Annotated in this window: 11 protein-coding genes and 1 pseudogene; 1 reads left to right on the top strand and 11 read right to left on the bottom strand. The window is 61.6% G+C overall.

Going from position 1 to position 12,272, the window contains the following annotated elements:
* Positions 1 to 75: 75 nt before the first annotated feature.
* From OKC27_RS11155 to OKC27_RS11145, 3 genes are all read right to left on the bottom strand, one after another.
* Positions 76 to 1,740 carry an AMP-binding protein gene (locus OKC27_RS11155; RefSeq protein WP_182939482.1) on the bottom strand — a complete coding sequence of 555 codons (1,665 nt, stop codon included), beginning with the start codon at positions 1,738 to 1,740 and terminating at the stop codon, positions 76 to 78.
* A 97-nt stretch (positions 1,741 to 1,837) separates the two neighbouring features.
* Positions 1,838 to 2,116, bottom strand: a complete 279-nt coding sequence (locus tag OKC27_RS11150) for a YfcL family protein (RefSeq protein ID WP_042062259.1) — start codon at positions 2,114 to 2,116, stop codon at positions 1,838 to 1,840.
* 99 nt (positions 2,117 to 2,215) lie between these two features.
* Positions 2,216 to 3,331, bottom strand: a complete 1,116-nt coding sequence (locus tag OKC27_RS11145) for an ATP-NAD kinase family protein (RefSeq protein WP_270806246.1) — start codon at positions 3,329 to 3,331, stop codon at positions 2,216 to 2,218.
* 120 nt (positions 3,332 to 3,451) lie between these two features.
* On the opposite strand from OKC27_RS11145, the gene OKC27_RS11140 reads away from it, so the two are divergent.
* Entirely contained in the window at positions 3,452 to 4,189 is a 738-nt protein-coding gene (locus OKC27_RS11140) for a TerC family protein (protein WP_005352619.1), read from the top strand.
* Between the two features lie 97 nt (positions 4,190 to 4,286).
* On the opposite strand, the gene OKC27_RS11135 is transcribed toward OKC27_RS11140, so the two are convergent.
* The 8 genes and pseudogenes from OKC27_RS11135 to OKC27_RS11100 all read right to left on the bottom strand — a co-directional run bounded on the left by OKC27_RS11135 (position 4,287) and on the right by OKC27_RS11100 (position 12,268).
* Positions 4,287 to 4,775: an OmpA family protein gene (locus tag OKC27_RS11135; protein WP_182939480.1), complete on the bottom strand. Its 489-nt coding sequence runs from the start codon at positions 4,773 to 4,775 to the stop codon at positions 4,287 to 4,289.
* A gap of 28 nt (positions 4,776 to 4,803) precedes the next feature.
* Complete coding sequence (locus tag OKC27_RS11130) at positions 4,804 to 6,042, bottom strand: diguanylate cyclase domain-containing protein (RefSeq protein ID WP_182939479.1); 1,239 nt, start codon at positions 6,040 to 6,042, stop codon at positions 4,804 to 4,806.
* A complete protein-coding gene (locus tag OKC27_RS11125) occupies positions 6,039 to 6,596 on the bottom strand; it encodes a YfiR family protein (RefSeq protein ID WP_139405984.1) in 558 nt (185 codons plus the stop codon). The genes OKC27_RS11130 and OKC27_RS11125 overlap by 4 nt, the downstream gene beginning before the upstream one ends.
* Before the next feature lie 188 nt (positions 6,597 to 6,784).
* Complete coding sequence (gene tyrR / locus OKC27_RS11120; RefSeq protein ID WP_058051631.1) at positions 6,785 to 8,332, bottom strand: transcriptional regulator TyrR; 1,548 nt, start codon at positions 8,330 to 8,332, stop codon at positions 6,785 to 6,787.
* A gap of 148 nt (positions 8,333 to 8,480) precedes the next feature.
* Positions 8,481 to 8,969 (bottom strand): annotated as a pseudogene (locus tag OKC27_RS11115) (4a-hydroxytetrahydrobiopterin dehydratase).
* A 63-nt stretch (positions 8,970 to 9,032) separates the two neighbouring features.
* Positions 9,033 to 9,827: a phenylalanine 4-monooxygenase gene (gene phhA / locus OKC27_RS11110; protein ID WP_182939478.1), complete on the bottom strand. Its 795-nt coding sequence runs from the start codon at positions 9,825 to 9,827 to the stop codon at positions 9,033 to 9,035.
* 153 nt (positions 9,828 to 9,980) lie between these two features.
* A complete protein-coding gene (locus OKC27_RS11105) occupies positions 9,981 to 11,411 on the bottom strand; it encodes a gamma-aminobutyraldehyde dehydrogenase (RefSeq protein ID WP_182939477.1) in 1,431 nt (476 codons plus the stop codon).
* Between the two features lie 29 nt (positions 11,412 to 11,440).
* The gene (locus OKC27_RS11100) at positions 11,441 to 12,268 is read right to left on the bottom strand and encodes an ABC transporter permease (protein ID WP_182939476.1); all 828 of its coding nucleotides are present in this window, start codon (positions 12,266 to 12,268) and stop codon (positions 11,441 to 11,443) included.
* Positions 12,269 to 12,272: the final 4 nt, after the last annotated feature.

Raw genomic sequence — 12,272 nt, 5'->3', positions numbered from 1 at the left:
AGTGAATAACCCCCAAACACAACAACGGCCCATCAAGGGCCGTTGTTGTTTGTCGCGATGTGGAAAATGCGGGATTTACTCCTCCCACACCACCACTTGCGATGAAGGCCAGCGCTCCCCGACATGGGCATATTTTTGCTCCAGCAGGTGACGCTTTATCTTCATGGTGGGGGTCAGTACGCCGTTCTCGATATTCCAGGGGGTTTTCACCACCAGAATGCCGCGAATTTTGGCATGGGATTCCAGCTGATCGTTGACCCGTACCCGCGCCGCTTCCAGTCTGGCGTTGATCTCGTCCCGATTGCCTTTCATGGCGCTCTCGGCCAGCTGCACCAGCGCAATGGGCTGGGGCATGCCATAACCGATTACGCAGAGCTGCTCGATGATGGGCTCCTGCCCCAGCAACCCTTCGATGGGCACCGGTGCCACATACTTGCCCTTGGCGGTCTTGAACACATCCTTCATCCGGCCGGTGATGGTGAGGTAACCCTCCCGGTCCAGCTTGCCCATGTCGCCGGTATGGAGCCAGCCCTCAGCATCGATGGCCTCGGCGCTGTGCTCGGGATCCTTGTAGTAACCCAGCATCATCCCTTCGCAGCGGCAGAGGATCTCCCCCTCGTCGGAGATCTTGATGGTCACCCCGAGCCCCGCCTTGCCGACGGTGCCGATCTTGTCGGCACGGAACGGGTAGTTGATGGTGGAGTAGGCGTGGTTCTCGGTCATGCCCCAGGCTTCCGTCACCTTGAGGCCGATGCTCAGATACCACTGCAGCAGCGCAGGGGAGACCGGCGCCGAGCCGCAGCCGAGCACCCGGGCCTGATCCAGCCCCAGCCCCTTTTGCAGCTTGCGTTTGATAAGACCGGAGATGAGCGGGATCTTGAGCAGCAACTCCAGTTTCTTCTGGGGTAGCTTCTCGTGGATCTTGATGCGGAACATGGCCCACAGCCGTGGCACCGAGATAAAGACGGTGGGACGGCAGCGTTTGACGTCTTCGATAAAGGTGTCGAGGGATTCGGGGAAGGCGATCTCGGCGCAACCATAGAGGCTGCCGCCGTAGACATAGACCCGCTCGGTAATGTGGGCCAGCGGCAGGTAGGAGAAGCCGCGATCATTGGCGCACAGCCCCACCGTCTCCACCAGCTTCTCGCACGACCAGGCGTAGCGCTCGACGCTCAGCATGGCCCCTTTCGGCTTGCCGGTACTGCCGGAGGTGTAGACCAGACTCAACAGGGAGTCAGGGGCCTGCACCGGGCTGTCAGCAATGGGCTCGTGCGCTTCCAGCAGGTCGTCCCACTGGTGGCTGGCCGGCATGGTGTCGTAGGGGAAGGCGATGCGCAACAGATCGGCGGGCACGCCAGCCTCCTGACTCTTCCAGTCATCCAGCTTGCCGACGAAGATCGCCTTGGCTTCGCTGTGGCGCAGCACATATTCGATGGTATCGACGTTGGCCGTCGGGTAGATGGGCACGCTCACATACTGCCCCATCTGCATCGCCAGATCGGCGATAAACCACTGGGCGCAGTTCTTGGAGAGCAGCGCCACCTTGTCACCGGCTACCAGCCCGAGGTGGCGCAAGGCCGTCACCATCCGCCGCGCTTCATCGGCCACTTCACCCCAGGTGAAGTCGACATATTCGCGGTTGATGGTTTGACGCAGGTAGGTTCGATCAGGACACTGCCGCTCCCAGTGATAGAGCATCTCGAGCGGCAGTTTATTGGCAATGCGTGAGGAGGAGGCCATAGTTTAATCCCTGAAACAAAAGGCGAAACTTATTATTAACCTTTCACTAACTTCAGGGAAGAATAAACTCAAACTTCTGTTTGAACTGTGTATCCGATCAAGCTTCTGCCTGTTGTTGCAAACGAATCCACATTGCCTGCACCAGTTTCTCATCCTCTTCGGAGAGCTCACCTTGCAAAATGGCCTCGTTGAGGCTGCGCAACACATAGCTCTTGACGTCCCGCACCAGGGTCTTGCCTTCCAGCTCGGCCCGGGCAACCGCCAATGAGATATGACCTCGCAGGTAACCCCCCGCAAACAGCTCATCGTCGGTTGCGGTGGCAACCATGCTGTCGATCAGTCCCAACAACTTGTGCTCAAAATCGTGAATCGTCATGTAACGCAGCCTCATTTGCGGCAAAAAATTCGGGGGTATGGAACCGCAATCCGGTTGATTGCGGCTCTCTGGCGCCAGGCCAGCAGCATCCCTGGCGTCCTATTCCGGGTTGGCCACCGGGTAGATGACCTGATCCTTGTATCCCGTGGTTATTCGCAGATAACCACGCAACGCCCGGTTTAATTCGGGATCATCGGTGTCCACCAGCAGCGGCCTGCCCGCAAGAGCGGCAAGCTTGGCCTTGGTTGCCAGCACCTGGATATTATCCAGCCCGACACACCGAATCACCTCTGGACTCAATTGCTGATTTCCGCGCCCGAACAGATGTCCCTGTCCGCCGATCAGGGTAATGATCAGTCGGCAGCGACGGCCGCGGATCCGGGTCAGGATCTCGGCGGCGCTGAGATCCTGCCCGATAAGTCGGCCATTTTCCACCAGATCCACACCGAGCAAGGTATTTTCCAGACCCAGCTCGGCCATGCAGGCCGCCACCGTGCTGCCGGAGCCCATCAGATAGAGGGTATCGGTCTCCATCTGCTCTACCACACCGGCAGCGAGATCCGCCAGCACCAGCTCTTCAGACTCCTTGCCCCCCTGCTTGACTGCTTGTATGTAACGCAGATCGCCGGGCACCTTCAGCTGACCGTAGTGGCGGGCCCGCACCTTGCCCGCGCGAAATGCCTCCTCGTCGATGTCGCGCACCTCGGCATCGATCAGGCTGAGCAGTTCACCGGCGATCATCCGCGCCACCACTCGCCCGCTGGCGGCGGGCGTCACCCCGTAGACACCGGAGTGGATCTTGCTTCCCGCCGGAATGCCGAGCACATGGCAGGACGCCCCCACCGCCGCGCAGATATCGCGCGCCGTGCCATCGCCACCGGCAAACAGCAGCAGATCGACCCCGGCTTCGCGCATCAGCCCGGCGGCGTGGCGGGTGTCATCGGCCGAGGTGCTCCCCCCGAGCGGTTGATAGATGATCCGACAGGGCAATCCCAGCTCGCGGGCCACCGCCTCCCCCATCTCTCCCGCCACCGTCAGCAGCTCGAACGGTGCCGTCAACTCGCACAGTGGCAACAAGGCTTGCCGCGCCCGCTCTTGCGCTTTGGGCACGGCGCCACGGGCCAGCGCCTCGGCCACCACCCCGTCACTGCCCTTGAGCCCCACTGCGCCGCCTATCCCGGCGACCGGATTGATGATGAATCCTAATCGAAACATGCCTGCCTCCCTTGCGATGGCCACCATTTTTATCTTTTCCCCCCTCAGGGACAAGCGCTGGCGCCCCTGCTAGAATGCGCTGCTTCAATTTTCCAACCAATTTTCAACCAAGGTTCAATCATGCTGGAATGGGTTCTTGATCCCTCTGCCTGGGTCGCACTCGCCACCCTTACCCTGCTCGAGATCGTGCTGGGTATCGACAACATCATCTTTATCTCCATCCTGGTGGGTCGCCTGCCGGAGGCGCAGCGTCAAAAAGCGCGCATTCTGGGTCTGGGGCTCGCCATGGGTACCCGGATCCTGCTGCTGCTCTCGCTGGCCTGGGTGATGCGCCTCACCGATCCGCTGTTCACCGTGCTGGGTGAGGCCATCTCCGGCCGCGACCTGATCCTGCTGCTGGGGGGCCTGTTCCTCATTGGCAAGAGTGCCCACGAGATCCACGTCACCCTGGAAGGGGCAGCCGAGCCGGAGAGTGTCAGCAAAGCGGCCTCGGGCTTTATCAGCACCCTGATCCAGATCGCCATTCTGGACATCGTGTTCAGCCTCGACTCGGTGATCACTGCGGTCGGCATGGCCGATCACGTGCCGGTGATGGTGCTGGCCATCATGATCGCCGTCTTCATCATGATGTTCGCCGCCAAATCCATCGGTGATTTCGTCGATGCCCACCCCACCATCAAGATGCTGGCCCTCTCCTTCCTCACCCTGGTGGGCTTCGCCCTGATGGCCGAGGGGATGGATCTGCACATTCCGAAGGGCTACATCTACTTCGCCATGGCCTTCTCGCTGGTGGTGGAGATGATCAACATCCGTCTGCGCAGCCATCACGACAATAACGGGCAAAACAGCGCGCAGTAATCTCACGCCACATGCCCCCGCGACCCCAGCTGTCGCGATCAAAAAGAGCGCCGGTCAGGCGCTCTTTTTTTATGGGTAACAAAACGATAAGAAGGGGTTATTGATCGCTGATGACGATGGCGACCCGGCGGTTGGCGGCCCGCCCCTCTCTGGTCTTGTTATCCGCCAGCGGCATGGTCTCGCCACGGCCATGGATCTCCAGATTGGTGGGCTTCATGCCGACCGAGACCAGCACATCGGCCACCGACTGGGCCCGCTTCAGAGAGAGCTGCTGGTTGTAGCTGCTCTCGCCGGTATTGTCGGTGTGGCCATCCACCCGCGCCTTGTCCAGCCCTACGCCAAGCAGGGTCTTGCCCAGCTTTTCAACGGATTGGCGAGTCTGGGGATTGAGCGCCCCCACGTTGTTGGCAAACAGCACCCGGTTGGCCAGATCCAGCGTCCACCCCTCATCGGTCAGATAAAAGCCCTGCTCCTTGAGCACGGCAATCTGCTCCGGGGTCAACCCCTTGGGCGCGCTCTGGCAACCGGCCAGCAGCGACAACATCAACCCCAGCAGGGTGACTTTCAACAGGTGGGTGATCTTCATGGTTTGCTCCTCTCTTTTTCTATGTTGTTCATGCCTGTTGAGCCAGCTCGTCCGGCTCTCTGTGACGCCCCCGTTTAGTCTGATACATGGCCGCATCGGCCTGCTCACACAAGGCGCTGGCACTCATGCCTGCCTGATAGATGGCAAAGCCGATGCTCACCCCGGCCACCAGCTGACGGCCATCACGCAGCGCCACCGGCTCGCTCATCGCCTGTTGGATGCGGCCTATCACCTCATCCACCTCATGCCGCTGATCGAGCGGGCCAACCAGCACCGCAAACTCGTCGCCACCGAGGCGAAACACCAGATCGTCAGGACGCAGCTGATGTTGCACCCGTCTCGAGAGCGCGATCAGCACATCGTCGCCGCCGTTGTGGCCGAAGGTATCGTTGATCTGCTTGAAGCGATCGCAGTCGAGATAGAGCAGCGCAAACCCCTCTTGCTCGCCAAGGGAGATGGCCTGCGCGAGCCGCGCTTCAAACAGGGCGCGATTGGGTAGACCGGTGAGGGCATCGTGGGTCGCCTGATGGAGCAAGCTCGCATTCTCGCGGGCTTGCTGGGCCTGCCAGGCTTGCAATTCATCCAGCAGGGAGTTGAAGTCATCCCCCAGCTCGTTTAGCTCAACGATATCGGCCGGTGGCGCCCGCATCCCCAGGGTGCGTTGCCGGCGTACCGAGTGGGCAACCCGTGCCAGTTTGCGCAGCGGTGCGGTGATGGAGACCTGCATCCGGCCAGCCACATAGAGAGCCACCAAGGCGCTCACCACCAGACAGACCACCATCGCCAGCAGTGCCGAGAGTAAAAACAGCAGCAGGTACTCGCCATGACCGCGCAACTCGATGGTGGCGATCTGCTCGCCACCCCGCAGCATGGGCGTCTTGACCGGCCCCGGCATCAGCAGTTGGGCCAGATAGTCTTCGAGCGTCACCAGCGGATTGCTTCTGGGCCGCACCCAGCTGGCGAGCGGTTTCCCATCGGTAAGGACGATGCGAGCCTCGGCGACCTCCTCGTGGGCGACAATCCCGCCGAGCGCCTCGCTCGCCGCCTCCTCATCGTGGAACACCACCGCCGCCTCGGCGCTGTAGCTGATGGCGCGGGCTACCAGCTCCAGATTGTGGGCGGCGTAAAAGCGCACCACCAGCAGGGCAACCAGCGTAAAGAAGAGTCCCGCCACACTGACGGCTGTGATGGCGGCCACCAGATGGGTTCGCCCCAGGCTCTGACGCAGGGTCAGACGGCGGGGAGCCGCGCTCACCTGTCGTCTCATGGCACCCCCTTGTCGGCATGGGCCAGCTTGAGCACGGCGGGATGCACCCGCACGCCACTGAGCGCCAGGGCATCGAGGTTGACGTTAAAGCGCACCCGTTCACTCTGCGGCGAGGCCTGCAGACAGAACACCGAGCTGGTAGAGCAGTCGTGGTTGTATTCGCTGATGCTGAGCACAGGGTGGCCCTGCAAGCGGGCAAACAGCGCAAGCCGGGTCGGTTCATCGAGTACCCCCAGATAGAGCACATCGCAGTTGTCGCTGATCGCGGGGTCGCTCGCCTCGTAACGATTGACCTGAACGGTGCGGCCATTGGCCTGACGATCGATGGTAAAGAGGGCGCCGGCATATTCGGTCGGCGCCGCCACGCACAGGCGCAGCACCGCAGGTTCGGTGGGCCAGCGGGTATAGCTCAGAATATCGAGCACCAGCTCTCTGACGGCCATCGCCCGGCTCTCCGCCGCCGTTTCCGCCAGTGCGCGGGGCAACAGCAGCCCGAACGCCACCAACAGGAGCGCCAGACGAGCAAGGGGACGGGGGGAAACGAGTAACAGCATGATCAGATACTGGCCGCCTTGACAATACCGCAGCAGTGGCACTGCGGTTCGGGTAAATGAACCCTGATAGTAAGGTGGCTTATGCTGCTCTGACAACTCTCCCCTGCCCTCGTTTTCGGGCGCAGTGTCAATAAACGCAAGAGCCCGTCTGGTGACGGGCTCTGTGATAGCAGGCATCAAGCGCGAGCTCACTTCTTGCTGATGCCATATTCCCGCAGCTTGTTGGCGATGGCGGTATGCGACACGCCCAGGCGCTTGGCCAGCTGGCGCGTTGACGGGAAGGCGGGATAGAGCCGGGCCAGCAGCTGGCTCTCGAAGCGCTTCACCGCATCGTCCAGATCCCCTTCAAACCACTCGTCGATAAGCGGCGCGGTATCGGCCGCCACCGGCAGATCGATCTGCTCGGGCCCCAGCTCATCCCCTTCCAGCAGGGTCATGGCGCGATAGAGGCAGTTGCGCAGCTGGCGCACGTTGCCCGGCCAGCGGTAAGCGGTCAGGTAGTCGGCCATGTTGCGGGTAAAGCGCGGACGGGGCCGCTGCAATTCGCTGGCAAAGCGGGAGACAAACTGCTGGGCCAGCACCATGATGTCCGCCTTGCGCTCGCGCAGGGGGGGCAGTGCCAGACTCAGCACGTTGAGGCGGTAGTAGAGATCCTCGCGGAAGGTTCCCTCGTGCACCAGATCCAGCAACTGCTTCTGGGTGGTACAGATGAAACGCACGTTGACCTTCACCTCCTGCTCGTCACCGACCCGGCGAAATACCCCATCCTGCAGCACCCGCAAAAACTTGGTCTGCAGATGAGGAGACATGTCGCCGATCTCATCCAGCATCAGGGTACCGCCGCTGGCCAGCTCCAGCACGCCGCGCTTGCCCTCGGTGTTGTTGCCAAAGGCGCCGGGGGCATAGCCAAACAGCTCGCTCTCGGCCACGTTATCGGGCATGGCCGCGCAGTTGAGGGCCATAAAGGGGTGGCTGGAGCGCAGGCTGGCACCGTGACAGGCGCGGGCCAGCAGCTCCTTGCCGGTGCCGGTCTCGCCGACGATCAGCAGCGGCGCGTCCTGCATCGCCAGTTTGCGTGCTTGCGACAGCACCTCTTTCATCTTGGGGCTCTCGGCCTGCAGATGCTCGAAGCCCCCCACTTCCACCGCATGAAGCGCGCTGAAGTGCAGGCCGACCCGACGGGCAGATTTGAGCACCACCACGGCTCCGGCCAGCGCCTGCTTGCCGCGAGCTTCTGCCACGAACAGCGGCATCAGGTCAGCGAGATACTCTTCGCCATTGAAACTGAGCTTGCAGGTCTGCGGCTTGATCTCGCTCGCCTCCAGCCAGCGAGTGAAGGAAAAGCCCTTGACCAGCGAACCGAGCGCCACACCGCGCACCTCCTCCACCGGCAAGCCGAGGGTGGTGAGGGCCGACTGGTTGGCCTGGGTCACCTTACCCTTGCTGTCGAGGGAGAAGACCAGATCCGGCAGCGCCTTGAGCAGCGCCTCAATTTCGTGGTGCTCTCGCTCGGAGGGCATGTAGGGGATGGTCTTGACGTCGTAGACGCCGGGAATGCGGCGGATCTCCGGCATCAGGTGCTGAAAATCACTGAACTCCAGCTCGGGAAAGTTGAGATAGATGATGCCTGAGGTATCGATTTCGATGCCGCGCAGATCGATATTGTGCTCCACCAGGCGGTCGAGCAGTTCCCGGGTCAGGCCCAGGCGGTCTTCACAGCTGACTTCAAGACGCATTCGGGACACACTTCCTAGCTAACTCTATGAATGAGCGGATAATACAGTCTCGATCCCCCCAGTGCGAGCGCCAGCCCATAAAAATGCGGGCCCGCCCCGCTTTCGCAGGCAGGCCCAAACCAGCACGAGTCACGGTTTGCGCACATCGTCAGCTGATTAATTGATCCGTGCGCGCCGCCATAATGAAGTCGTTGCGGTGCAAGCCGCCAATCTTGTGGGTCCACCAGCTGACGGTCACCTTGCCCCACTCGGTCAGAGATGCAGGAAGAGGGATGATCCGCCTCAACCTGCTCTCAACTTATCTGGGCAATTGATCGGTACGTGCTGCCATGATGAAGTCGTTGCGGTGTAATCCGCCGATCTTGTGAGTCCACCAGCTGACGGTCACCTTACCCCACTCGGTCAGAATGGCCGGATGGTGAAACTCCGCCTCCGCCAGTTCCCCTAGGCGGTTGGTAAAGGCCAGCGCCTCCTTGAAGTTGCGAAAAGTAAATTCCCGCCGCAGTTGCAGCGCCCCCTCCACCACCAGTGGCTGCCAGTCGGGAATAAGCTGCATCAACTCGCGCAGCTCCTCATCGCTCACCTTGGGGGCATCGGCGCGGCACGCTTCACACTGCTGGCTGGCCAGTTCGGACATGGGTTACTCCTGCTTGAATTAATGAAAAATTAATGAATATGAAATAGGGTTGTTTGCCTGTGGTCAGCTCGCCTGCTTGCCGCTGGCAACCTCAAAGCGCGGCGGATAGAGGCCAAGCCGACTGGCCTCGGCCAGAGCAGCCATGATCTCCTCCCCGGTCAGCTGGTAGAGATGATCGAGACTCGGCAGCACAAAATAGGTGGGCTGCATGATGTCGATACGATAGGGAGTGCGCAGCACGGTCAACAGATCGAAGGGTTGCAGTAGCGGCTGGCCGGAGAGGGCATAGGCGGTCTCGCCGATAGAGGAGAGAATGCCGCCGCCGTAGATCCGCAGCCCGTCAGGTGTCGCCAAGAGGCCAAACTCCACAGTGAACCAGTAGAGCCGCGCCAGAAAGACCCGCTGCTCCTTGCTCACCTGCTGCCCCAACTGGCCGTAAAGGTGGGTGAAGTGGGCAAAGGCCGGATTGGTCAGCATGGCGCAGTGGCCGAAGATCTCGTGAAAGATATCGGGCTCCTGCAGGTAGTCGAGCTCGTCCCGCCGCCGGATAAAGGTCGCCACCGGAAACTGGCGATTGGCCAGCAGGGCGAAGAAGCGATCGAACGAGATGAGCGCTGGCACTGCCGCCACCGACCAGCCGGTCGCAGGCTGCAAGACGGCGTTGATCTCGGCCAGCTGGGGGATGCGATCACGGGGCAATCCCAGCCTGTCGAGACCGGCCAGATACTCGTTACACCCCTTGCCAGCAAGAGCGGCGAACTGGCGTTCGATCAGGATCTGCCAGGTGTCATGCTCCTCGTTGCTGTAGTGGATCACCCCGTCAGCATCCGGCTGGTGTGCGGTATAACAGGTTGCCATAGCGGTTCCATCCTCTGGCGCCACATCAAGGCGCCTTGCCGTTTCATCACGGTTTCACTGTAACGAAATGGCAACAAAAAAAGCAGCCGACCCATGAGTCGGCTGCCGGAAATAGTTGTAAATAAATTGTGACAACCCGCTAACCAATCCCCACTACAACTTGACCATGATATGGCGCGGCACCGTGTAATCCTCCAGCGCATAGAGGGAGAGATCCTTGCCGTAGCCCGACATCTTCATGCCGCCGTGGGGCATCTCGGAGGTGAGCATGAAGTGGGTGTTGATCCAGGTGCAGCCATATTGCAGGTGGCTGGCCACCTTGCTGGCGAGACTCAAATCCTTGGTCCAGACCGACGAGGCGAGACCATAGTCCGAGTCGTTGGCCCACTGCACCACCTGCTCGGCGTCGCTGAAACGGGTCACCGACACCACGGGACCGAACACCTCGCGCCGCACGATCTCATCCTCCTGCCGAGCCCCGACAATCAGGGTCGGCTCGAAGAAGAAGCCGTTGCCGGGGCGGATCTTGCCGCCCGCCGTCACCTCCACATGACCGCTGCTCTGAGCCCGCTCGACAAAGCTGGCGACCCGGTTGCGCTGTCTGTCCGAGATGAGCGGCCCCATCTCGACCCCCTCCTCGTACTGGCTGCCCACCTTGATGGAGGCCACCGCATCGGTCATGGCAGCGACGAACTTGTCGTAGATCTTGCCCTGGGCATAGATACGGCAGGCGGCGGTGCAATCTTGCCCTGCATTGTAGAAACCGAAGGTGCGAATGCCCGCCACCACCGCCTCCAGATCCGCATCGTCGAAGATGATCACCGGCGCCTTGCCCCCCAGTTCAAGGTGGGTGCGCTTCATGGTGCGGGCGGCGCTTTGCAGGATCTTCTGGCCGGTGGCGATATCGCCGGTGAGCGACACCATCCGCACCAGCGGGTGCTCCACCAGCGGCGCCCCCACGCTCTCGCCTCGCCCGCAGATGACGTTAATGACACCGCGCGGGAAGATCTCGCTGGCCAGCTCGGCAAGGCGCAGGGCGGTGAGCGGGGTCTGCTCGGAGGGTTTGAGCACCACCGTATTGCCCGCCGCCAGCACCGGCGCCATCTTCCATGCCGCCATCATCAGCGGATAGTTCCAGGGGGCGATACTGCCCACCACCCCGATGGGATCACGGCGGATCATGCTGGTGTGCCCCTCGATATACTCCCCCGCCAGCGGCCCTTGCAGGCAGCGAGCCGCCCCGGCAAAGAAGCGGAAGCAGTCCACCACCGCGGGCAGCTCGTCGTTGAGCACTGCCAGATAGGGTTTGCCGCAGTTGAGGGATTCGAGCGCCGCGAACTCCTCGGCGTGGTGCTCGACGAGATCCGCCAGACGCAGCAGCAGGTTGCTGCGCTGGGCCGGGGTGGTGCGGCTCCACTGGGCGAAGGCGCGCTGGGCACCGTTCACCGCCCGGTTCACCTGTTCGAACGAAGCTTCCGGCACGGCGGCGATCTGCTCGCCGTTGGCCGGGTTGAGAATCGGTTCGGCCTGCCCCTCGCCGGTCACAAACTGACCATCAATCAAGAGTTGGGTAGAGAGTTTCATGGTTGCATCCTTGCGCACGCGTTGAGTCATTATTTGCCACTGCCAGCGACATCATGGGTGTCGCGAGTGAGGTAGTAGGCAAGCAAAATGGGGATAGTGGTGAAGGCCACTATGATGAGGGCCACCACATTGGTGACCGGCCTGTCTCGGGGGCGGATCAGCTCCTGATACATCCAGATGGGCAGCGTGGTCTGCTGGCCCGCCGTGAAGGTGGTGACGATCACCTCGTCAAAGCTCAGGGCAAAGGCCAGCATGCCCCCCGCCAGCAGCGCCGTGGCCAGATTGGGCAGGATCACGTAGCGCAGGGTCTGGAAGCCGTCGGCCCCGAGATCCATCGACGCCTCGATGAGGCTCTGGTTGGTGCGGCGAAAACGGGCCAGCGCATTGTTGTAGACCACCACCACGCAAAAGGTGGCGTGGCCGATAACGATGGTCCAGAAGCTGAACGGGATCTCCATCAAGCCGTAGGCCGAGCGCAGCGCGATACCAGTGACGATGCCGGGCAGCGCGATGGGCAGCACCAGCAGCAGTGACACAACCTCCTGACCGAAGAAGCGGCTGCGGACAATGGCCCCTGCCGCCAGAGTGCCGAGGATCATGGCCACCAGTGTCGCCAGCCCCGCTACCTCCAGCGACAACTGGATGGCACGCCACACATCGGGACGATTGAGGGTCACCTCGAACCATTTGAGGGTGAGCCCGGGGGGCGGAAACTGGTAACTCTTGCTCTCGCTGGTGAAGGCGTAGAGGAAGATAAACAGAATGGGAAAGTGCAGGAACAACAGCCCGCCGATGGCGGCGTACTTGAGCAGGCCCGAAGGGCGCTGTCCCTGACTGATCACTGAGCTAGCTGACATGACG

Origin of the sequence: Aeromonas sp. QDB62 (assembly GCF_027705695.1) — a bacterium.
GTDB lineage: Bacteria > Pseudomonadota > Gammaproteobacteria > Enterobacterales > Aeromonadaceae > Aeromonas > Aeromonas allosaccharophila.
The sequence above is the reverse complement of the archived record's forward strand: the minus strand, read 5'-3'. Positions and strand labels throughout refer to the sequence as shown.